The organism is Enterobacter sp. CC120223-11 (genome assembly GCF_900215375.1).
In the GTDB taxonomy this organism is placed as follows: domain Bacteria; phylum Pseudomonadota; class Gammaproteobacteria; order Enterobacterales; family Enterobacteriaceae; genus Scandinavium.
Window position 1 is genome coordinate 146,442 of sequence record NZ_OBEF01000001.1, and the last position, 22,727, is coordinate 169,168.

At 55.4% G+C, this 22,727-nt stretch carries 17 protein-coding genes; 6 read left to right on the forward strand and 11 right to left on the reverse strand.

The genetic code is table 11. The features are described 5' to 3' along the window. Positions 1 to 14 precede the first annotated feature (14 nt). Entirely contained in the window at positions 15 to 1,358 is a 1,344-nt protein-coding gene (locus CRO87_RS00655) for a VOC family protein (RefSeq protein ID WP_097160997.1), read from the reverse strand. A gap of 244 nt (positions 1,359 to 1,602) precedes the next feature. On the opposite strand from CRO87_RS00655, the gene pcaH reads away from it, so the two are divergent. The 3 genes from pcaH to CRO87_RS00670 all read left to right on the forward strand — a co-directional run bounded on the left by pcaH (position 1,603) and on the right by CRO87_RS00670 (position 4,051). After that, positions 1,603 to 2,343 (forward strand): protocatechuate 3,4-dioxygenase subunit beta, encoded by a 741-nt coding sequence (gene pcaH, locus CRO87_RS00660; protein WP_097160998.1) that lies wholly within the window; start codon positions 1,603 to 1,605, stop codon positions 2,341 to 2,343. After that, positions 2,340 to 2,960 carry a protocatechuate 3,4-dioxygenase subunit alpha gene (gene pcaG, locus CRO87_RS00665; protein WP_097160999.1) on the forward strand — a complete coding sequence of 207 codons (621 nt, stop codon included), beginning with the start codon at positions 2,340 to 2,342 and terminating at the stop codon, positions 2,958 to 2,960. Before pcaH ends, pcaG begins: the two co-directional genes overlap by 4 nt. Before the next feature lie 164 nt (positions 2,961 to 3,124). After that, positions 3,125 to 4,051: a LysR substrate-binding domain-containing protein gene (locus CRO87_RS00670; protein WP_097161000.1), complete on the forward strand. Its 927-nt coding sequence runs from the start codon at positions 3,125 to 3,127 to the stop codon at positions 4,049 to 4,051. 94 nt (positions 4,052 to 4,145) lie between these two features. Here CRO87_RS00670 and cybB read toward each other — a convergent pair whose 3' ends face one another. After that, positions 4,146 to 4,673, reverse strand: coding sequence for a cytochrome b561 (cybB, locus tag CRO87_RS00675; RefSeq protein WP_097161001.1), 528 nt, complete (start codon positions 4,671 to 4,673; stop codon positions 4,146 to 4,148). A gap of 181 nt (positions 4,674 to 4,854) precedes the next feature. Between cybB and gap the strand changes: the two genes are divergently transcribed. Continuing rightward, on the forward strand, positions 4,855 to 5,856 hold the full coding sequence (gene gap, locus CRO87_RS00680; RefSeq protein ID WP_097161002.1) for a type I glyceraldehyde-3-phosphate dehydrogenase: 1,002 nt from the start codon (positions 4,855 to 4,857) through the stop codon (positions 5,854 to 5,856). Positions 5,857 to 5,908: 52 nt separating this feature from the next. Here the strand turns inward: gap and CRO87_RS00685 are convergent, their stop codons facing one another. The 4 genes from CRO87_RS00685 to CRO87_RS00700 all read right to left on the reverse strand — a co-directional run bounded on the left by CRO87_RS00685 (position 5,909) and on the right by CRO87_RS00700 (position 10,185). Continuing rightward, positions 5,909 to 7,063 carry an acyltransferase gene (locus CRO87_RS00685; RefSeq protein WP_097161003.1) on the reverse strand — a complete coding sequence of 385 codons (1,155 nt, stop codon included), beginning with the start codon at positions 7,061 to 7,063 and terminating at the stop codon, positions 5,909 to 5,911. A gap of 99 nt (positions 7,064 to 7,162) precedes the next feature. Continuing rightward, positions 7,163 to 7,579, reverse strand: a complete 417-nt coding sequence (locus CRO87_RS00690; RefSeq protein WP_097161004.1) for a GFA family protein — start codon at positions 7,577 to 7,579, stop codon at positions 7,163 to 7,165. Between the two features lie 158 nt (positions 7,580 to 7,737). Next, entirely contained in the window at positions 7,738 to 9,177 is a 1,440-nt protein-coding gene (gene aldA, locus CRO87_RS00695; protein ID WP_097161005.1) for an aldehyde dehydrogenase, read from the reverse strand. Between the two features lie 210 nt (positions 9,178 to 9,387). After that, the gene (locus CRO87_RS00700; RefSeq protein ID WP_097161006.1) at positions 9,388 to 10,185 is read right to left on the reverse strand and encodes a YdcF family protein; all 798 of its coding nucleotides are present in this window, start codon (positions 10,183 to 10,185) and stop codon (positions 9,388 to 9,390) included. 404 nt (positions 10,186 to 10,589) lie between these two features. On the opposite strand from CRO87_RS00700, the gene CRO87_RS00710 reads away from it, so the two are divergent. Then, positions 10,590 to 11,909, forward strand: a complete 1,320-nt coding sequence (locus tag CRO87_RS00710; protein WP_097161008.1) for an MFS transporter — start codon at positions 10,590 to 10,592, stop codon at positions 11,907 to 11,909. A 52-nt stretch (positions 11,910 to 11,961) separates the two neighbouring features. On the opposite strand, the gene hrpA is transcribed toward CRO87_RS00710, so the two are convergent. Next, positions 11,962 to 15,864, reverse strand: a complete 3,903-nt coding sequence (gene hrpA, locus CRO87_RS00715) for an ATP-dependent RNA helicase HrpA (RefSeq protein ID WP_097161009.1) — start codon at positions 15,862 to 15,864, stop codon at positions 11,962 to 11,964. A 200-nt stretch (positions 15,865 to 16,064) separates the two neighbouring features. On the opposite strand from hrpA, the gene azoR reads away from it, so the two are divergent. After that, positions 16,065 to 16,670: an FMN-dependent NADH-azoreductase gene (gene azoR, locus CRO87_RS00720; RefSeq protein WP_097161010.1), complete on the forward strand. Its 606-nt coding sequence runs from the start codon at positions 16,065 to 16,067 to the stop codon at positions 16,668 to 16,670. A 411-nt stretch (positions 16,671 to 17,081) separates the two neighbouring features. On the opposite strand, the gene CRO87_RS00725 is transcribed toward azoR, so the two are convergent. The 4 genes from CRO87_RS00725 to paaK form a co-directional block, all read right to left on the reverse strand. Further along, on the reverse strand, positions 17,082 to 18,992 hold the full coding sequence (locus CRO87_RS00725; RefSeq protein WP_217992660.1) for an alkyl/aryl-sulfatase: 1,911 nt from the start codon (positions 18,990 to 18,992) through the stop codon (positions 17,082 to 17,084). A gap of 693 nt (positions 18,993 to 19,685) precedes the next feature. Next, positions 19,686 to 20,282: a phenylacetic acid degradation protein PaaY gene (gene paaY / locus CRO87_RS00735; protein WP_097161013.1), complete on the reverse strand. Its 597-nt coding sequence runs from the start codon at positions 20,280 to 20,282 to the stop codon at positions 19,686 to 19,688. A gap of 10 nt (positions 20,283 to 20,292) precedes the next feature. After that, positions 20,293 to 21,228 carry a phenylacetic acid degradation operon negative regulatory protein PaaX gene (paaX, locus tag CRO87_RS00740; RefSeq protein ID WP_097161014.1) on the reverse strand — a complete coding sequence of 312 codons (936 nt, stop codon included), beginning with the start codon at positions 21,226 to 21,228 and terminating at the stop codon, positions 20,293 to 20,295. A gap of 176 nt (positions 21,229 to 21,404) precedes the next feature. Then, a complete protein-coding gene (paaK, locus tag CRO87_RS00745) occupies positions 21,405 to 22,718 on the reverse strand; it encodes a phenylacetate--CoA ligase PaaK (RefSeq protein ID WP_097161015.1) in 1,314 nt (437 codons plus the stop codon). Positions 22,719 to 22,727 lie beyond the last annotated feature (9 nt).

Below are 22,727 nucleotides of genomic sequence, written 5' to 3' on the forward strand. Positions count from 1 at the left end.
CGCGAAAGGCTGATTTACAGCAGCCCGCAGCGCCGTTTACTGCGATCTTCCGCTTCCTGATACAGCTCAAACTCATTCATAACCGGGCAGCCGAGCGCGTCTTCAAATGCCGCCTGGCTCGAATTACCGTGGCTGCGGGCCTGGGTTTCATTGCCGAGATTTGACTGGAAAATGCCTGCCGCGCTCACCGGCAAGAAGTCTTCATAAGTGATGGGCTGCGCTACCAGCCAGCCACGCTCGATAAGCGGCTGCGGGTCGTCACCCGGACGGAATGCCTGGCGATGGGCTTCGCCCGCGGGCGTCAGACGATAGCGGAAATAGGCCAGCGCCTGGCGGCGAAGGAACATCTCGCTGTCGGGGAAGGATTTGAACATCTCCGAAAGATGCTGCTGATGGCTGAGGTTGTCCTTGCCGGTGCCCGCTTCCGTCAGCAGCGAGTCATACAATGCGCGCCCTTTCGGGGTTAACGCCACGCCGCGCTGCTCGATCTCCCCGAAGCGCGCAGTGTGCGTGCCACGGTGCTCTCCGGCAAACAGCACAGGTTCTTCCAGCGCTTTGAAACTGGTCTGACGCAGCAGCACAGGCACCTCGCGGCGCGGCGGGCCTTCGATCAGAATCTTCGGCTCAATGCCGTACTCCGGCATCAGCTGCTGCACGCGATCTATGTCCAGCGTGCGAGGCGTCAGGTGGTTAATGTGGCAGCCCGGGAAGCACACCACATCAGCAATCAGCCGGTGTTCGTTGTGCAGTGCGAGATAGGTATCCTGCTCCACGGTGGCGTGACTGTGCCAGCGGAAGGTTTCCAGCGCTTCTTTCACAAACTCTTTGGCTTCCGCTTCGGTCAAATCGCCCTGCACTTCATGCTGCGCAATCAGATCGAGACAGCGTGAGGTAAAAATCTGTCGCTTTGAGAGGATCTCCGCGGCCTTGTCGCGCAGCTCAACGTTATCAATCAGCTCCAGGCGCAGCAGCGAAGTAAAGACGCGGAACGGGTTGCGGGCAAGCGCGGCATCTTCCACCGGACGAAACGCGGTGGAATGCACGGGCACGCCTGCCTGGGAAAGATCGTAATAGCTGACGGGGTACATCCCCATAACGGCAAACATGCGGCGAAGCGTCGACAGCTCTTCCGCTGTGCCCACGCGAATTGCCCCGTGCCGTTCGACGTTCAGCCTGGCCAGTTCGTCAGCGTTTGCCAGCTGTTCGTGCAGCTTAGGATGACTTTCCAGCACCGCCAGGTTCACATCCGCCACAAGCTCCAGCAGCGTGCCGTACTGCGGAACTTCCTGCTGGTACATCGCTGACATTGCCTGCGAAAAGTTTTCCCGAATCTCATCAGCCGTGATGGTGTTCGCCATGATGTCATGTCTCCAGTGAATATTACCTGGAGTGTACATAAGCCATTTGCTGCCGGGAGGAAGAATTTCTGAATTGTGATCGCGGATAACCTCTGTAATTACGCCCTGCGTTCGTGCGGTTTATAACCTGCTGTTATGCAAAAACCGTTATAAATTCACTTTAAATTAACAATTTCATTACACACACTGCCGGTGACGAAACAACAACAACGACAACAACCTTTCCTCTCACCCGGAGCGCCCTATGACCGACAAATGGACACCACGTGAAGTGGTGCACCGTGACTACAACAGTCACCCGCCTGCCTTCGCACCCGGCTATAAAACAAGCGTGCTGCGTTCGCCACGCAATGCGCTTATTTCGCTGCAAAACTCGCTGTCGGAGATAACCGGCCCGGTGTTCAGCAGCGACGATCTCGGCCCTCAGGATAACGACCTGATCCTCAACTACGCCAAAGACGGCCTGCCGATTGGCGAGCGCATCATCGTTCACGGCTACGTGCGCGACGGTTTTGGCCGCCCGATGAAAAACACGCTGGTTGAGGTGTGGCAGGCCAACGCCGGAGGCCGCTACCGCCATAAGAAAGATCAGTACCTGGCCCCTGTCGACCCCAACTTTGGCGGCTGCGGGCGCGTGCTGACCGATGAAAATGGCTATTACTTCTTCCGCACCATCAAGCCCGGCCCCTACCCGTGGCGCAACCAGGCCTCTGACTGGCGGCCTTCGCACATTCACTTCTCGCTCTCCGGCGAGGCGTTCGCCCAGCGTCTTATTACGCAGATGTATTTCGAAGGCGACCCGCTGATCAAGCAGTGCCCGATTGTGAAAACCATCAACAACGATGACGCGATCCGCACGCTGATTGCCGAACTCGACACCCACGCCGCCGTGCCGCTGGACTGCCTGGCGTATCGTTTCGACCTGGTGCTGCGCGGCAGCCGCGCCACGCTGTTTGAAAACCGGACTCAGGGAGCCGCCCGATGAAAGATTACTTACCGGAAACCGCGTCCCAGACTGCCGGGCCTTACGTGCATATCGGCCTCGCGCCGGAAGCCGCCGGGTTCCACATCTTCGAGAAAAATTTCGGCCCTGTGCTGACTAACTCGCAAACTCAGGGCGAACGTATCGTGATTGAAGGCCGCGTCTTCGATGGTTCAGGCACGCCTGTTCGCGATGTGCTGCTGGAGATCTGGCAGGCCAACGCCGCAGGCCGCTACAACCACCCCGCCGATCGGCAGTCAGGCAAAAATCTTGACGCCGATTTTCGCGGCTGGGGGCGCGGCTGCTCAGATTTTGACTCCGGCGTCTGGCGGTTTGACACCATTAAGCCAGGCGCGGTGACGGGCCGCGACGGGCGCATCATGGCCCCGCACGTCAATCTGTGGATCGTGGCGCGAGGTATTAACATCGGCCTGAATACCCGCATGTATTTCTCCGACGAGCAGGAAGCAAACCGCACGGACCCGGTGCTGAACCTGATTGAGTGGGAAGTGCGACGCAAAACGCTTATCGGCCAGCGTGAACAGCGCGGAAGCGAAACTGTCTACCGCTTTGACATTCATCTTCAGGGCGAAGCTGAAACGGTTTTCTTCGACCTCTGAGCCACTTTCAGCCCGATGGCCGCGCGGCGTCGGGCTCTTTACTGCCTGTTCCATAACCCTTCGTCACTCAATCCCGACAGATGTTAATGATATTTTGCTAGCAAGTTATCAAATTTAAACAAGTTGTCTTGATTGCCGCCTCTGACTCTCTTTAACATCCGGTTATGGAAAAAAATGGTCTCTTCAGTCAGCGCATTCGCTTGCGCCATTTGCACACCTTTGTCGCCGTCGCTCAACAGGGAACGCTGGGGCGCGCGGCGGAAACGCTTAACCTCAGCCAGCCTGCGCTGTCGAAAACCCTTAATGAGCTGGAACAGCTGACGGGCACCCGCCTGTTCGATCGTGGGCGTTTGGGCGCTCAGCTGACGCTCGTTGGCGAGCAGTTCCTGACCCATGCGGTGAAAGTGCTCGACGCGCTGAACACCGCCGGACAGGCGCTGAGCCGCAAAGAAGGTATCAGCAGCGATGTGGTGCGTATCGGTGCCCTGCCGACCGCCGCGCTCGGCATTCTGCCTGCGGTCATTGGCCCCTTCCACCAGCAGCAAAAAGATATCACCCTGCAGGTCGCCACCATGAACAACACCATGCTGCTGGCGGGGCTGAAATCAGGGGAAATCGACTTAGGGATTGGCCGCATGTCCGACCCGGAGCTGATGACCGGGCTGAACTACGAGCTGCTGTTTCTCGAATCGCTGAAGCTGGTTGTTCGCCCGGACCACCCTTTATTGCAGGAAACCGTCACCCTCAGCAAAGTGATGGAGTGGCCGGTTGTCGTGTCGCCAAAAGGGACGGTCCCGCGGCAGAATGCCGAGACGCTGGTGCAGAGCCAGGGCTGCAAAATCCCTCCTGGCTGCATTGAAACGCTTTCAGCTTCGCTGTCGCGTCAGCTGACGGTGGATTTTAATTACGTGTGGTTTGTGCCCTCAGGCGCGGTAAAAGATGACCTCCGCCGTGGCACGCTGGCGGCACTGCCGGTGCCGACTCAGGGCGCAGGTGAACCCATAGGGATTTTAACGCGAGTGGATTCACCGCTGTCGACCGGCGCCCAGACGCTGCTGAGCGCGATTCGGAAATCAATGCCGGGTAGTTGATAGCCCTGGACTGCCGGATGCGCTGTGCTTATCCGGCCTACGTTTCCCCCGTAGGCCTGATAAGGCGAAGCCGCGTCAGGCAATTAAGAGGCGATTATTTTTTTCGCGGCATCATCCGCAGCAGCGTGTTGTCCTTCCAGAAATAGTGATGCATCAGCGCCGCCAGCGCATGCAGGCCAATCACGTAATAGCCGAAATTCGCCAGCCACACGTGGTATTCCTTCAGCGTATCCACCAGATCGAAATTCGCTTCCGCCGCGTGCGGCATAACGATACCGAAGGCGATCCACGGGTTACCGCGGTTGTACATCATCACCAGCCCGATAATCGGCAGAATGATAAACAGCAGATAGATAACCAGGTGCCCCAGATGCGCCATGCCGGTCATCCACGCTTTCGGTTTCGGCACAATTGGCGGTGATTTGTGCTTCAGGCGCACCAGCAAACGCGCCACCATCAGCACCAGGATCGAAATACCGCAGGAGACGTGCACCATATTGAAGTACGGACGATAGGTCCGTGGAAAGAAGCCGCGCAGCTCCATGGCACAGTACGCGCCAATCACCAACAAAAAGACCAGCCAGTGAATGCCAATTTGCAGCCCCGTATATTTATCCCGCATTGTGTTTGCTTCCCGGAAAAACAATGAAAACGCTACCATAGCGGCCCTGCGTTAAAAATTCATTAACTTTTCCGAGTCAATTTCCAAACCTTTCATCTCCCTGAGTTGCCCAATCAGAGCGACTGGTCTAAGCCTGGAGGAGTTTGTTCGCACATAAAACAACCCCGAAAGGAGAGTCTTAATGAGCAAAATTGGCATTAACGGTTTTGGGCGCATTGGCCGCCTGGTGCTGCGTCGCCTGCTGGAAGTAAAAAGCGCGCAGGAAGTGGTGGCGATTAATGACTTAACGTCGCCGAAGGTGCTGGCTTACCTGCTGAAGCACGACTCCAACTACGGCCCCTTCCCGTGGAGCGTGGACCACACCGACGATGCGCTGATTGTCGATGGCAAAAAAATCGCCGTCTACGCGCAGAAAGATGCCGCACAGATCCCCTGGAAATCAGCAGGTGTGGAATACGTTATCGAATGCACCGGGTTCTACACCGCCAGCGACAAAGCCAAAGCGCACCTTGATGCAGGCGCGAAAAAAGTGCTGATCTCCGCCCCGGCAGGTGAGATGAAAACCATCGTCTATAACGTCAATGACGATACGCTCGATGCGAACGACACCATTATTTCAGTCGCATCCTGCACCACTAACTGCCTGGCTCCGATGGCGAAAGCGCTGCACGACGCCTTTGAGATCAAAGTCGGCACCATGACCACCATTCATGCCTACACCGGCACGCAGGCGCTGGTAGACGGCCCACGCGGGAAAGATTTACGCGCATCCCGCGCGGCGGCTGAAAACATCATTCCCCACACAACGGGGGCGGCGAAGGCCATCGGTCTGGTGATCCCGGCGCTAAGCGGCAAGCTGAAAGGCCATGCGCAGCGCGTGCCGGTCAAAACAGGCTCGGTAACGGAGCTGGTGTCGATCCTGGGTAAAAAAGTGACCGCCGATGAGGTAAACGCGGCGCTGAAAAAGGCCGCCGACGGCAACGAGTCCTTCGGCTATACCGAGGAGGAAATTGTTTCGGGTGACGTTATCGGCAGCCATTTTGGCTCGGTGTACGACGCCACTCAGACGGAAATTACCGAAGTAGGCGATCTGCAATTGGTGAAGACCGTCTCCTGGTATGACAACGAATACGGCTTCGTGACCCAGCTGGTTCGCGTGTTGGAAAAATTCGTTAAGCTGTAAGCGTAAGAAAATAAAGATAAAGGCATAAGCGATCCTTATGCCTTTATTCTTTTCACGGCAGGTTTAGCGCTCGTTCTGTTTTATTTCCGCGCTGAATAACCCTTTTCCCGATGGCAATGCCTCGCATTTCAACGGCCCGGTGTAAAACCGATGCGAGGAGATAGACTATCGGGAAACAGATCCCGACGGTAATCAGATAGCGCGCCCCGCTTCCATAGTTTGCCAGATGGTCATGACTGAGCAGTAGGCCAATCACCGGCGTCACCACCAGCAGATGCAGCAGATACACAGAGAACGAGACGTCGCCAAGCCAGGTGAAAAAGCGATGGCATAGCAGCGCGCGCGGGACGCTGAACAGGCGCTGCAAAAGGTTTTTCTGCTGCCACGGCCACAGCACGCCAGTCATGCCCAGGATCATCAGCGCCTCGAAAAAGACCTGCACGCCGTCCATGCGGATATTCATCAGGGCGCTCGCCACCGGCGCCAGCAGCGCCAGGCCGATAAACAGGATCCTCCGCTGCCTGACCGCCTCCGCCATCAGCATACCGGCAATAAAAATATGCAGTTTAATCAGGATCATCGACGGCATCGGGAAAGCCGTATACAGCTCTGGCAGCAAATAACGCCCCGCCAGGACCACTATCATCAGGGTGACCAGGGCCTGCGCAAAACCCAGGCGTAGCGTCAGCAGCATGATGAACGGGAACAGGACGTAATACTGCATCTCGAGGCCGATGCTCCAGTCCGGCAGTGCCGTTTCGTAGGCATATTGCGGCAGGTCGCCAAAGACGAAGGTCAGGTGTGCCAGGACGTTGAAAAAGGAGAAGTCGCTGTAGCGAGACGTTTCTGTTGCCGTGGAGGGAAAGGCTCCGGCGATAATTTCACGCATTTCGCCAAGATAACTCCCTGCCAGCAGCGCCACCAACATCAGCACGTAATAGAGCGGCGCAATGCGAAAATAGCGCCGCAGCCAGAACGTTTTGATGGTCTGCCATTCTCCCCAGGGCTCTTTCGTTTGACGCTCAAAATAATTTTTGGCCATCAGATAACCGGACAACAAAATAAACAGATCGACGCCCAGTTTGGGCACCGCAATAATCGGTATTTTACAGTTCACCAGCAGCGCGATATGCCCGAGAAACACCCACAGCGACGCGACGCCGCGCAGGCCTTCCAGCTCCGGAGACCAGTTTTTAGTCGTTGCCATAATCACCTCATTAAAAAAGGCATCATAGCAACATGTTCTTTGAAGAAGGTCCGAAAGCCCGGGCGGGAAAAAACTTTCAGATTAAGGCCATGCCCCGTATCACGCGGGTTTGGCTGGCGTGTAGCGTAAGATTCCGGCTATGCCGCCACCGCCATCAGAGGGATGATTAACGCCGTCGGCCACGGTGACTTCGGTAAAATCAAAGGGCGACACGTTCTCAATGCAGGCAACGTTCACACCGTACTGATTGGGGTTAGATCGACGCTGATGGAAGGTATAAATTCCGCAGACTGAGCAAAAATAGTGTGCGGCGCTGCGGGTGTTGAAACGGTATTCCGTTAGCTTCTCTTTCCCCTCGATAACCTCGATTCCGGAAAGCGGCGCTGACACCACCACCGCGCCGCGCATCCGGCAAAAAGAGCAGTTACAGCGGCGGATGGTGTTAAATCCATCGGATAACTCAGCGGTAAATTTCACTGCGCCACAGTGGCACTGGGCTTTCACTTTTTCAGTCATGGGCACACCTCGTTGTTGAGAGAAGTGCCCTAAGTTGTAGCACAGCGCGGGCCTGTTGTCGGGTGACGACTTCGCCTTACCCGACCTACCCAAAAAATAACTTTTATATCAGTCTCGTAGGCCGGGTAAGCATCAGCGCCACCCGGCACTTCTCAAACTTACGATTGCAAATAAACCACCTGCGTTTGCAGATACTCTTCCAGGCCATGACGACCGTCTGCCCCGCCGATCCCGGACTTGCGCCAGCCCGCGTGGAAGCCCTGCATCGCCTCAAAGTTTTCGCGGTTGATGTAGGTTTCGCCGAACTTCAGCCCTTTTATCGCCTTCATTGCTTTGTTCAGATCCTGAGTGTAGACCGATGACGTCAGGCCATATTCGCTGTCGTTCGCCATCTGCAACGCCTCTTCAAGCGTATCGAAGGCCACCACCGGCAGCACCGGCCCGAAGGTTTCTTCGTGCATGATGCTCATCTCCTGATTCACATCCAGCAGCAGCGTCGGCGGGTAGAAATAGCCTTTTCCGTCCGGCGCTTTGCCGCCAAGCACGACCTTCGCGCCCTGCTCAACCGCTTTCGCCACCTTTTGCTCTACGCGATCCAGGGCCGCCGCATTAATCAGCGGACCCATTGCAATGTCGTTGCGCTGTGCCGGATCGCCAAACTGCACCGCTTTCATTGCCTCGCCCAGACGATTGACGAAGCGGTCGTAAATGCCTTTCTGCACATAAACGCGCTCGGCACAGTTGCACACCTGCCCGGTGTTGATCACGCGTGAATCCACAATCGCTTTCACCGCCAGCTCCAAATCCGCGTCATCCAGCACGATTGCCGGAGCCTTACCGCCCAGTTCCAGACACACTTTGGTGATGTTCTTCGCCGCCGCAGCCATGATTTTCTCGCCCGCGCCGACGCTGCCGGTCATGCTGACCATCGCCACTTTCGGGTTGGCCGCCAGCTCCTGCCCGACCGTTTCACCCCGGCCGAGAACAAGGTTGAACACGCCTTTTGGCAGCCCAATCTCATGCACGATTTGCGCGAAGGCGATGGCGTTGTTCGGCGTGAATTCGCTTGGCTTAATGACGATGGTGTTGCCAGTAATCAGGGCTGGCGCGAGCTTGCGGGCAATCAGGAAGAACGGGAAGTTCCACGGCAGAATACCAGTGGTGACGCCCAGCGCGCGCTTGAAGACAAAGATGTTCTCGCCCGGACGGTCGCTTTGCAGAATTTCCCCTTCGTAACGGCGCGCCCATTCAGACATGTAGTCGAGGTAATCCGCAGTGAAGGCCACTTCCACCTCGGCCAGTTGCTGAATTTTGCCGCCTTCCGCCACGATAAGTGAGCTGATTTCCGCCGCTCGGTCGCGAATGCCCTGCGCAATCTTGCGTAACCATCCCGCACGTTGAATCGCCGGAAGCGCTTCCCAGGCTGGCTGTGCGCGTTCCGCGGCGTCGATGGCCTGCTGTGCCTCTTTGGCAGTTCCGTCCGGAATGCGGGAAATCAGCGCTTCGGTTGATGGGTTAACCACGTCAATCCAGGCGTCGCCCTGCCAGGACACAAACTGACCGTCGATATACATAGGGTGTTGAACGGGTGCTGTCATGCGCTGCTCCTGTAAATGCATCGTTTTTAACAAGTGAATTTATTGTTAAATAACCAGATGAAGCAGTCGGGAACCAACGCTATGAAGCTGAATCTGTGAGATATCTCATAAAAGTGACGGGCTGGATGCGATTCAGCGGCAACACTGCATTAACAAAAAATGCCCGTTTGAGCACATTGCGCCGCAAACGGGCATTTCAGGCAGGAACCACTATCCCAGCGAACGGCTGGCTAATGCCTCACGCAACAGCCCATCATCACGCAGCGCCTGCCAGGCATTTTGTACGGCCTCCGGCATATCAACGTGAGCGATAAACCCCTTGCCGCGCGGGCCGTAGCCGTTTTCATCATCCCGTATGCGGGGCAGTTCGCCCAGAATGAGCGACAGGTAACGCTCCACGGGCCAGACGTTCTGCGCCTCATCGGTAAAAGTCAGGCCAAATTTGTCGTTACGCAGCACGGGCAGATAACCTGGATAGCTGTGCCACTGCGGCGCGCTGTTATCGCCCTGCCAGACCTGAGCGAACGTCGCCATGGTGCGTCGTTGCATGGTTGGGTCCTGTACGACGATGGCGTTACGGCAGACAATGCCTCGCTCCTGCATAACGTCACGCGTAAATCGGGCGTTTTCACCACAGTTAGTGGAACGGTCTTCCACGATGATGCGCTCGTGCGGGATGTTCCAGAACTGATGGGCAATATCCGCGAGCAGCGCTGCTTCAGGCCGCCCGGTTGTGGGCAACGAGTTGTAACGCGGGTGACGAGCCACGGCGGCATAAAGAAAGGTTGTTGAGTGACCAATACCGCCGCTGATAAGCAACGTGCGGTTCTCCGCGGCCAGGCGGCAGGCGGCATCAATGGTTGGCATGACCGCATTACCGGCCAGCACCACCAGATCCGCCTCAGCATTTACCGGCGGCTCGGGGTAATCGTTTTGCGCCAGCCATTCGCCCACGCAGTTCGCGGCCTGGAGCGTTTTCTCATTCAGATGTGGAAAAGTGGTCAGCATATTTTTTCCTTCTTTACTGGGTCATCCCACAGGGTAACGCCCTGAGGTGGGCCGAAAAGTGGATCACTCTGAAAGCACAGGCCCCCGAGAATGCCACCAAAATGTAACCAGAATGAAATAACCAGAAACATCCAAAAATCATCGGGTTGCACCTGAACAATACACCAGTAACGCTGCCAGTGGCAGAGCATTAGCCACACAATACGGCAAATTTTCAGCCGAAAAAGCCACAAAAAAGCCACAAAAAAGCCCTCATCTGACCAGCAAAACAGCGCCAGGGACTTGCCAAAATTAACACCCCACCCTAGTTTGCCTAACAATTACACAACTTTTTATCCTCCCGGTTGCACCTGAAGCGCGCCAGGTAGCACCCGGACTCATTCATCTCTCTGACGAGGTTTTCGGTGATGGCTATGCAAGAAAGCAGTACGTCGATTCTGCGAAAAAACAAGAAGGTGTTGGTTGCCAGTCTGACCGGTAGCGCCATTGAATGGTTTGACTATTTTCTTTACGGCACCGCCGCCGCGCTGGTGTTCAATAAAATCTTTTTCCCGATGGTGGACCCGGTCATCGGGCTTATTCTCTCGTATCTCTCTTTCTCACTGACGTTCTTTATTCGCCCGATTGGCGGGGTGATCTTTGCCCATATCGGCGACAGAATTGGCCGTAAAAAGACGCTGGTGCTAACGCTGTCGCTAATGGGAGGTGCCACCGTACTGATTGGCCTGTTGCCCACCTATGAGCAGATAGGCATCTGGGCACCGGCGCTGCTTATCCTGCTGCGCATCGTTCAGGGAATGGGGATCGGTGGCGAATGGGGCGGCGCGCTGCTGCTGGCCTATGAATATGCCCCGGAGAAGCGCAAAGGCTTCTTTGGCAGTATCCCGCAGGCGGGGGTGACTATCGGCATGCTGATGGCGACCTTTATCGTGTCGCTGATGACGCTGTTTAGCGAGGAGCAGTTCCTCTCCTGGGGCTGGCGCATCCCTTTCCTGCTGAGTTCGCTCCTGGTGCTGCTGGGACTGTGGATCCGCAAAGATATTGATGAAACGCCAGAGTTTCAGCGATTGAAAAAAACCGGTACCGTCGCCAAAGCGCCACTTCGCGACACCCTCAAATTCCACTGGCGTGAAGTGATCATTGCCGCAGGTCTGAAGGTGGTAGAAACCGCACCGTTTTACATCTTCTCGACCTTTGTGGTCAGCTATGCCACCACCATTCTCGCCTATCAAAAATCACAGGCGCTGGAAGCGGTCACGCTCGGGGCGCTGGTTGCCACCGTGATGATTCCGCTAATGGGGCTGTTGTCAGATAAGGTGGGCCGCCAGCGGATGTATGCGGTCAGCGTCGCCCTGCTGGGTCTGTTTATTGTGCCGTGGTTTATGCTGCTCGATACCGGTACCACCTGGGGTATCATGCTCGCCACCGTCATCGCCTTTGGTGTGCTCTGGGCACCGGTCACCGCCGTGCTGGGCACGCTGTGTTCAGAGATTTTCAGCGCCAACGTGCGCTACACCGGTATCACCCTGGGCTATCAGTTAGGTGCCGCGCTGGCTGGCGGGACGGCACCGCTGATTGCCACCGGCCTGCTGGCGAAGTACAACGGCGACTGGAAGCCCGTTGCCTGCTATCTGGCAATAACCGTGCTTATCTCTCTTACCGCTATTTTCTTCGCCAGCCGCCGTCAAACCACAGCGGTGGCGGCCCAAGGGGAGATGCTCTGATAAAAAAAGGCCCGCGAAATGCGGGCCTTTGATCTGTCCTGACGAACGTTATTTAAGCGACGACCTGCTCCATCGCCTGCAAAATTCGCTTGTCGGAGATTGGATACGGCGTGCCAAGCTGCTGAGCAAAATAGCTGACGCGTAGCTCCTCAATCATCCAGCGGATCTCTTTCACATCATCGTCTTCACGACGGCCCGGCGGCAGCTTGTTCAGCCACTGCTGCCACGCCTGCTGCACGCTTTCAACCTTCAGCATGTTGGCGCGATCGCGGTGCGGATCGACGGCCAGTTTTTCCAGCCGTTTCTCAATGGCGTTGAGATAACGCAGAGTATCGCCGAGACGCTTAAAGCCGTTACCGGTGACAAAGCCACGGTATACCAGCCCTGCCATCTGCGCCTTCACGTCAGAAAGCCCAAGCGCCATGGTCATATCCACGCGCCCTTTCAGCCGTTTGTTGATATTAAAGACGGACGTCAGGATCTGCTCGACCTGTTTGGCAATCTCCACCACGGTATCATTCAGCTCTGCGCGAACTTTTTCATGAAGTTTTGTGAAGTTCTCTTCAGTCCACACCGGGCCACCCGCTTCATGGATCAGCTTATCGACACCGCAGGAGATGCAGTCGTCAATCAAGTCCAGCACTTTGCCGTACGGATTAAAATACAGCCCCAGCTTGGCCTTATTCGGCAGCTTTTCGTGCAGATATTTAATCGGCGACGGAATGTTCAGCAGCAGTAAACGGCGCAGGCCACGCCACATTGCCTGCTGCTGCTCCAGCGGGTTATCAAACAGTTTGATGGCCACGCTGTCGCGTTCGTCCACCAGCGCAGGCCAGGCCTTCACTTTGTAGTTACCGCGCTTCTGCTCATAGCTTTCGGAGAGCGTCCCGAAGCTCCACAGATGCAGCCCACTCTGCTCGATGCCGTCATCCGCCACGGCGGAGAGCGTCTCCTGCACTTTGCCTTTTAAAGCATCTTTAAGCGCCGTAAGGTCACGCCCTTCCTGAAGTTTCTTGTTCTTATCGTCAACCACGCGGAAGGTCATTTTCAGGTGATCGGGTACCTGATCCCAGTGCCAGTCTTCGCGATCGACGGTGACGCCGCTCATCCGGCGCAGCTCACGTTCCATTGCGTCCAGCAGCGGCATTTCCAGCGGCGTAATGCGGCCCAACAGGGCTTCGGCGTAGTTTGGCGCAGGCACAAAGTTGCGGCGTACAGGCTTCGGCAGCGACTTGATAAGCGCAATCAGCAGTTCGCGGCGCAGGCCCGGTATTTGCCATTCGAAACCGGCCTCTTCCACCTGATTCAGCAGCGGCAGCGGAATATGAACCGTCACGCCATCGGCATCTGCGCCAGGTTCAAACTGGTAGCTCAGGCGCAGCTTCAGGTTGCCCTGATGCCAGAAGTTCGGGTAATCGAGCTTGCTGACGTTCTCCGCGCCCTCTTTGATAAGCATGCTCTTTTCAAAGTTGAGCAGATCCGGCGTTTCCCGGCTGGCATTTTTCCACCAGCTGTCGAAATGGCGGGCGGAAATCACGTCATGGCTGATGCGCTGATCGTAAAACTCGAACAGCGAATCGTCGTCCACCAGAATGTCGCGGCGGCGTGATTTGTGCTCCAGTTCCTCGATTTCCGTGCGCAGCTTGTTGTTGTCGCGGAAGAACGCGTGGCGCGTCTGCCAGTCGCCTTCCACCAGCGCATGGCGGATGAAAAGCTCGCGACACAGCGCCGGGTCAATCTGGCTGTAATTCACCTTGCGCGCCGCCACAACCGGCAGACCGTAAACGGTCACTTTCTCCGTGGCCATCACCGCACCCTGCGAGCGTTCCCAGTGCGGTTCGCTGTAGGAGCGCTTAATCAGATGCTGTGCCACAGGCTCAACCCATTCAGGATCGATTCGCGCGGCAATGCGCCCCCACAGGCGGCTGGTTTCCACCAGTTCGGCCACCATCGTCCATTTCGGCGGCTTTTTGAATAAGCCAGAGCCCGGGAAGATGGAGAAACGGGCGTTGCGCGCGCCGGTAAATTCCTGTTTATCGGTGTCTTTCATACCGATATGGGAAAGCAGCCCGGTCAGCAGAGCGACATGCACTTCGCGGTATTCAGCGGGTTCGCTGTTCACCGGAATACCCAACTCTTTCACCACCTGGCGCAGCTGCGTGTAGATATCCTGCCACTCGCGCACGCGCAGATAGTTGAGATAATCGGTGCGACACAGGCGACGGAACTGATTCGACGACAGCGCTTTTTGCTGCTCGCCGAGGTAGTTCCACAGATTCACAAACGCCAGGAAGTCCGACTCTTTGTCGTGGAACCGGCGGTGTTTTTCATCCGAAGCCTGCTGCTTGTCCATCGGCCGCTCGCGCGGATCCTGAATCGACAGCGCAGAGGTGATAATCATCGCCTCACGCACGCAGCCGTGCTTTTGCGCTTCCAGCACCATGCGCGCCAGACGCGGATCGACCGGCAGCTGTGAAAGCTGTCGGCCCAGGGTGGTCAATTTATAGACCGTCTGCTGTTCATCAGTGGTGATAGCGCCAAGCTCTTCCAGCAGGCGCACGCCGTCCTGAATGTTGCGCTTATCGGGCGCTTCCACGAACGGGAAAGCGCCAATATCGCCGAGCCCCAGCGCGGTCATTTGCAAAATAACGGATGCCAGGTTGGTACGCAGAATTTCCGGGTCGGTAAATTCAGGGCGTGACAGGAAATCGTCTTCCGAATAAAGCCGAATACAAATCCCTTCCGACACGCGTCCGCAGCGCCCTTTACGCTGATTCGCCGAGGCCTGTGAAACAGGTTCAATCGGCAGGCGCTGCACTTTGGTGCGATAGCTGTAACGGCTGATGCGCGCGGTGCCCGGATCGATAACATATTTGATGCCCGGCACGGTGAGCGAGGTTTCTGCGACGTTAGTCGCCAGCACGATGCGCCGCCCGCTGTGAGACTGGAACACACGGTTCTGCTCGCTGTTCGACAGACGTGCATACAGCGGCAGAATTTCTGTGTGGCGTAGATCGCGTTTGCTCAGCGCATCGGCGGTGTCGCGGATTTCGCGCTCGCCGCTCATAAAGATCAGAATATCGCCGGGACTCTCCTGCCCCAGCTCATCAACCGCATCGAAAATGGCCTGCAGCTGATCGCGTTCGGTATCGTCCGCCTCTTCAACAATTGGACGATAGCGCACCTCCACCGGGAAGGTGCGGCCAGAGACTTCGATAATCGGCGCATTATTGAAATGTTTTGAGAAACGTTCCGGATCGATGGTTGCCGATGTGATGATAATTTTCAGATCAGGGCGCTTCGGCAGCAGTTCGCGCAGATAGCCGAGCAGGAAATCAATGTTCAGGCTGCGTTCGTGCGCTTCATCAATGATGATGGTGTCGTACTGCATCAGCAGGCGATCCTGCTGGATCTCAGCCAGCAGGATACCGTCGGTCATCAGCTTGACCATGGTGTTGTCGCTGACGTGATCGCTGAAGCGGACTTTGTAACCAATGCAGCCGCCCGGCTCGGTTTGCAGCTCTTCGGCGATGCGGTTGGCCACGGTTCGTGCCGCCAGTCGGCGCGGCTGAGTATGGCCAATCAGCCCTTTCAGCCCACGGCCCAGCTCCATGCAGATTTTCGGCAACTGGGTCGTTTTCCCGGAGCCGGTTTCCCCCGCCACGATCACCACCTGGTTGTCGCGAATGGCGTTGAAAATATCCTGTTTTTTCTGGCTGACCGGCAGGTTTTCCGGGTAGGTAATCAAAGGTCGCGCCGCTTCACGCAGCAGGACTTTACCCGCTGACTGGGCGATCTCCTGTGCCATCTCCTGCATAATGGCCTGTTGTGATTCAGGATTTTTAACCTTTTTCACGCCGTGCAGACGGCGGGCAAAGCGCATTTTGTCGCGCAGCATCAGGCCATCGAGCTGTTCATGCAGCTGAGAAAAGGTCAGTTTCTGTTGTTCTGTCATAGTCTTGTCGGGCAGCGCACTGCCGGGAAAGTCTCTTTATTTTGATTGTGTCAGATTACCACATCGGGGCTTCGCTTTCCTTCATCAATAAATTTGAACGAAGGATTCGATATATTGCGCTATCCCTGCGACAGGATTGTGAATAGAGTGTCAACAAGCAACAGGGCACGGGCCCGTCAATCTCATATAAGGAAACACCCATGAGCAAAGTATTAGTTCTCAAATCCAGTATTCTGGCAGGGTACTCTCAGTCTGGTCAGCTGACCGACTATTTTGTTGATCAGTGGGCTGAAAAACACCCGGCAGATCAGGTAACCGTTCGTGACCTGGCTGCACAGCCGATCCCGGTACTGGATGGTGAACTGGTTGGCGCCCTGCGTCCGAGCGACGCTCCGCTGTCTCCACGTCAGCAGGAAGCGCTGGCGCTCTCTGATGAGCTGATTGCCGAGCTGCAGGCACACGACGTTATCGTTATTGCTGCGCCGATGTACAACTTCAACATCCCAACCCAGCTGAAAAACTATTTCGACCTGGTGGCGCGTGCTGGCGTGACCTTCCGCTACACCGAAAACGGTCCGGAAGGCCTGGTGAAAGGCAAACGCGTTATCGTCGTCTCCAGCCGTGGCGGTATCCATAAAGATACCCCAACCGACCTGCTGGCACCGTACATGAAGCTGTTCCTGGGCTTTATCGGTATCACCGACGTGAACTTCGTGTTCGCTGAAGGTATCGCTTACGGGCCAGAAGTGGCAACCAAAGCGCAGACCGATGCCAAAACTGCTATCGACAGCCTGGTCGCAGCCTAAGATTTTCAGCCTCTCACCGCCCGGTGAGAGGTTTTTTTTATCCGCAAAATCCTTTCGTTACAATTCTTTCCGAGCACGATCGTAAAATCAGCAGACTTATCTTTCGAGTTATTCGGCGCAGCGTAGACTGGCGTTGGGTGCTTGGGGCTTTTTGTTTTCAGGCGTGAAGCAGGCAGTTCGTGCCGGAGTTGGATCATTTCAACCTGAGCTCAAGGTGTTAGGGTAAATATCCTGAGGTTTCGTCTGTTATGAGCGAAAAGTGGAAGTTCGAAAGGTATTTTTTCATCACAGTATTTTGAATAACAGTGAACTGCTTACTACTAAATCACTCAACAGAGCAGAATATCGAATTTAAAAAATACGTAATAAAAAAGGGCAGCTTTCGCTACCCTTTATTTCTATCACCGATAATTACTGCTGAATCTGGTTCGCCTGCTGCAGAGGCAGAACCAGGTTCATATCATTCTTGATATTGGTATCAAGCGTTGAGGCAATCTGCTTCAGGATATCGCGATCGCCATCAATTTTCGCTTTATCGTTATTGAGCAGGTCGTCCATTTTCTCTTTACCCGTCACAACACCGATCAGATCCACTTTCGAGATTTGCACAGTCACGTCCGCTTTCTGGGTCGGCATATCATCCAACAATTCGACATAGTTCAGTACGCCATTGTGGAGGTCGAGCAGGAACTTATCGTTATCCATGTTCAGCGCAATCGTATGGTTGCCCAGTTTTTCTGCCTTGATCTGATCCGAAATCATACTGATATACGCCAGTAACAGCTTCGGCGGAAGGTTGGCAATCACTTCCGGAGACGCGGTGCTCAGTTTGTTTGGCACGCTGCCACCCACACGCAGCTCATTGGCTGCTGACAGGTAGAGGTTGCGGGTCAGGGCAGTTTCTTCCTGATAACCAATCTGCTCGAGGGCGTCAGCCATCAGGTAGTTTGCATTTTTATCCGAAGCATCATAGGCAACAATGTTGTTCAGCAGATCTACTGTGAAGCGATAATCACCTTCTTTGTAGCTCTGAACCGCCAGATCAACCACCTTGCTTTCACCGCCCATTGCTTTCACGTAGCGTTTGCCGCGCTCGGCATCAGGATATTTCGCCAGCTCCGCGGCGTTACCACTGAACCAGCCAAGATTCTTGATGTAGGTGGATTTCAGGTTATTACGGGTATTGCCGTAGTAAGGACGGTTATCCCATTTGTTGAAGACTTTCTCTGGAAGTTTCGCATTCTCAGCGATGTCATCAGGACGGTAGCCGTAGTTTGCGTAACGAATGGTGGTGTTATAGAGCGACTGATAGGCATCACGCTGATCTTTCAGATACTCAACGACATTCTGGTTGCCCCAGACAGGCCAGGTATGCGGCCCAAACTGGACTTCCACTTCGTTGCCCCAACGGGCAATCGCGGCATTAATGTAAGACGCCCACTCACTGGCATCACGGGTCTTAGCTCCGCGCAGCGTGTAGATGTTGTGTTGCAGGTGGTTAACTTCTTCTGCCATGGAAAGTGCTTTCCACTGCGGGATATACACCACCATTTCTGCCGGAGCTTCCGCACCAGGTGTCAGATAGAAGACAAAATCAACACCGTCGATAGTCGCCTTTTCACCATCTTTAGTGATGAAGTGGTTAGGAATCGCAAGAGAAGAGGCACCGTTTGCGAGAACCGGGCCGAGAGCCGCCGTAATGGTGCCGGAAGGGTCCTGTTTCAGCACGTTACCATACTGGTAGCCTGCACGACGGGCCATGATATTACCCGCCATCACGTTCTCACTGACTGCCTCCTCAACGAAACCTTCTGGTGCGTAGTAAGGAATTTTGCCGCTCTTGATATCGTCAGGAGTAGCAAGACCCGCGGCATAAATACCGGCAAAACCGCCAAAGTGGTCTGCATGGCTGTGGGAAACAATGATGCCTTTCAGCGGCTTTTTCCCACGCTCTTTCTCGTAAAGTTCAATGGATTTTTTGAAGGCATCAACGGAATATTCAACGTCATATAAGACTATACCGCTGTTGGTTTCAATAATGGTCAGGTTTGAAATATCCTGGCCACGAACCTGATAGATGTGATCAGAGACTTTGTACAGACCGCCACGGTTAACCAGTTGCGCGTGACGCCACAGGCTCGGGTTCACAGATGCAGGAGCTTCTTTGTTCTGCATAAAGTTCATGCCAGTCGCGCTGATAACGCCCGGGATGTCACCGTTGTTTAGCAGTGGGGCAATAAACCCTTTATCCACGTTCTCGAAATCAGTTTTACTTGCAAAATCGAGTTGCTTATATACGGCTTCGTTTTTTGTTTTAGTCACATCAGTAGCAGGTTTACTGTCAGCAGAAAACTGATAATCGGCAGCTAAAACAGAACCTGAAATCATCAATCCAGCACATAACAGTGCCAGCGGCTTTATCTTCAACATTTTTCTATCTATCTCCAATTCATCAAGTGTTGTTTTTGCCCTTAAAACAAAAACCCGCATTTAATCTCTTGCAAAAAGGATAGTCCCAAATGGTATTTTAGATAGAGAAAATGTGTTCAAAAGTAAATTATCGAGGTGGCAATAAGCCAGTTAACTAGTTTCTATTGAATTACTGAGCGATGGAAAATTGCCAGAATATTCAGCTTGAAGTTTATGTAAGCATTCTGAACAGCCAGTAATCGTCAGCTTTTGGCACACAGCAGACCTTCACGAAGGTTTTTCTGAACGCCAACAGGACACTTCTGCCTCGCAGCACAAGTGCCCTTTCTTTTTAGCGTTGGCAACATGCTGAGAAAGTACGCCCTGATAACGGTGATCGTGCTGAATATCACCGTTAGGGGCATCACGTTGAAGGTCTTTGAAACGCCGTCAAAGAGCGTAATGGTTTGGAAATCAGAGCGGTTCTCGCCTGTGAATCGAGAAAGTGACTCACCTACGCGGGTGATCATCCCCCGCGTCTGGCGGGCAGGAATGGATCCAAAAGCTCCCGCTTTAGCCCTCTTCAGTTGAAGAGGGCTAATTTCATCATTTGGATGATTTAGGCCGCAGGTTCTCATCAAATACCAGGCGAGTGCGCCCTGCTTCCACTTCCCGCAGCGGTTCCACCTGGTGCATTGTCAGCTTGCAGCGTTCCACCAGCACCTGATACTCGCGCGTGCCGCGCTTTTTCCATTCCATTTCTTCGGCGCTGAGGCTACGGATCGCTTTCGCCGGGCTGCCGATGATCAGGTGATCGGCAGGCATTTCTGCCCTGGCTTTCACAAAAGCCGCCGCGCCGACAATGCTGTTTTCACCGATGACTGCGCCATCCATGACCACTGCATTCATGCCAACCAGCGCATTACGACGGATCACGCAGCCATGCAGAATAGCGCTATGGCCGATATGGCCGTCTTCTTCCACCACTGTGTCCTGCTCCGGGAAGCCGTGCATGACGCAATTATCCTGAATATTGGCGCCATCTTTCACTACAATGCGGCCAAAATCACCGCGCAGGCTGGCGTTCGGCCCTACGTAAACGCCTTTGCCGAGGATCACATCCCCGATCAGTACTGCCGTCGGGTGAACGTAACTCTCTTCCGGAACGACGGGCGTTAGGCCATCAATCTGATATACCGGCATGATTCGCTCCCTATTTTAAAGTCAGACCGCCAAATCGCTGATAAAACGGTGATGCGGGCTGCGGCAGCGGGCCGACGGAGGTTTCGCCCTTCTCGCTGACCCACGCCAGCGCGCCTGCAGCAACGCTCTGATAAATGTTAATACACAGCTGTCGCGCGGCCTGTCCTGCCCAGTGCGCGGGCAAAAGTTCTTCCGGCAACAGCGGATCCTTCAGAATCACCCGGCGATAAAGATGGATTGCCAGCAGCTGAATCGCGAAACAGCGTGCAGGCGTCAGTTCGTCGGGAGTCGCATCGCGTAACAGCGGCAATAACGGTCTGAAGGTGTTGATAAAGTTCTCATACATCTGGTTCTGCTCGGTCAGCTGCCAGCACTCTTCCACGCGGGACCGCAGGGCGCTTACCGAGGTCGCTAAGGGTGACTGCGCCTCAAAGCAGATGACGTTTTCCGCCACGCCCGCCTCGTGCAGCAGAGCCTGAACGTCTGCCAGCTTCTGCGAAGGCGACGCCATCAGGCTCGGGGCCAGCGTGCCGAAGCCCTGCCAAATCAGCTGCTTTTTGACGTCGGTCAGCGTGTTTTTATCGAGCCCTTCTGAAAGCAGCAACAGCCAGGTGCCGTCCCAGGCGGGCGGTTCAGCCCGGTAAATTTTGCTCTCCGCGCGGCGGGTCAGGCGCAGCCCTTTGTCACTCAGACGATAAAAACTGCGCCGCCCGATACGCGACACGTCCAGCCAGCCCTCTTTGTTGAGTCGGAACAGCGAGGTGCGCACGAAGCGGTCGCCAAAGCCCAATCCTTCCAGGAGGGCCGTCAGGCTGCCAAGCCAAATTTCTCCGCCACGGTGAGATAACGCATCGCCATAGAGAGAGGAAATAAGGGACGTCCCACTGACGGGAACGGCGGCAACGGCGTGCTGAATAAAGGTATCGAGTTTACTCATCTGATTCATTCATCTGTTATTTTTTCCCTGAGTGAATCATAGCACAGTTGTTCCCCTCACCCCGGCCCTCTCCCCACAGGGGCGAGGGAGGAAAACAGATCCAGCGCACCTTCCCACGTTGAGAAGGGGAAAAAAGACGACTCGATTCAATCCCCTCTCCCACAGGGAGAGGGAGTTCACAGAAATTACCCGTTCGCCGCCACTTTACGCAGGTCGAACACGCGGCAGGCTTTGCCTTCAGAGCGCGGGATGCTGCCGCAGTTGACGATCATCACATCGGTGGAAATGCCTACCATCGACTTGATGCGGTGGCGCAGCTGATGGCACACCTGGCAGCGCTGCTCGTGGGTCAGCGACAGGCTGCTCTCTTTCAGTTCCACCTTGATGGAGAGCGAATCGAGATGCCCACGGCGGTTCACTTCCAGCTGATAATGCGGCGACAGGTGCTCAAATTTGACAATCTCCTCTTCCAGCTGTGACGGGAAGACGTTCACGCCGCGAATGATCAGCATGTCATCGCTGCGTCCGCTGATGCGGTCCATACGGCGCATGGTGCGGGCGGTGCCCGGCAACAGGCGCGTCAGGTCGCGAGTGCGGTAGCGAATCACCGGCAGCGCTTCTTTGGTCAGCGTGGTGAACAGCAGTTCGCCCTGCTCGCCGTCGGCCAGCGGTGAGCCATCGTTCGGGTTGACGATTTCCGGGTAGAAATGGTCTTCCCAGATGGTCGGCCCGTCGGCGGTTTCGATACACTCCATCGCCACGCCTGGCCCCATCACTTCTGACAGGCCATAAATATCCAGCGCGGTGATGCCGAGGCGGCGTTCGATCTCTTTGCGCATCGCCAGCGTCCACGGCTCTGCACCGAACACGCCAACGCGCAGCGAGCATGAGCTGGCGTCGCCGCCCATCTGGCGCTCCATCTCTTCAATCAGGTTCAGACAGTAGGACGGCGTCACCATGATCATGTCGGGTTTGAAGTCACGGATGAGCTGCGCCTGCTTCTCGGTCTGTCCGCCGGACATCGGGATCACCGTTGCGCCCAGGCGTTCAGCGCCGTAGTGCGCGCCCAATCCGCCTGTGAACAGGCCATAGCCGTAGGCGACGTGAATTTTGTCCTTCGCGCTGCCACCGGCGGCACGCAGGGAGCGCGCCACAATGTTCGCCCAGGTGTCGATGTCGTTCTGGGTATAGCCGACAACCGTTGGTTTACCCGTGGTACCGGAGGAAGCATGAATGCGCACCACCTGCTCCATCGGCACGGCGAAGGTGTCGAACGGGTAGTTATCACGCAGATCCTGTTTCGTCGTGCACGGGAACTTCTGGATGTCCTTCAGTTCTTTGAAATCGTCAGGGTGTACGCCCGCCTCATCGAACTTGCGGCGGTACATAGGCACATTGCTATAAGCGTGATTCAGCGTCCACTTCAGGCGTTCGGTCTGTAAGGCCTGCAGTTCATCAACGGACGCGGTTTCGATCGGATCTAATTTTGTTGTTGTCATTTTGTAGGG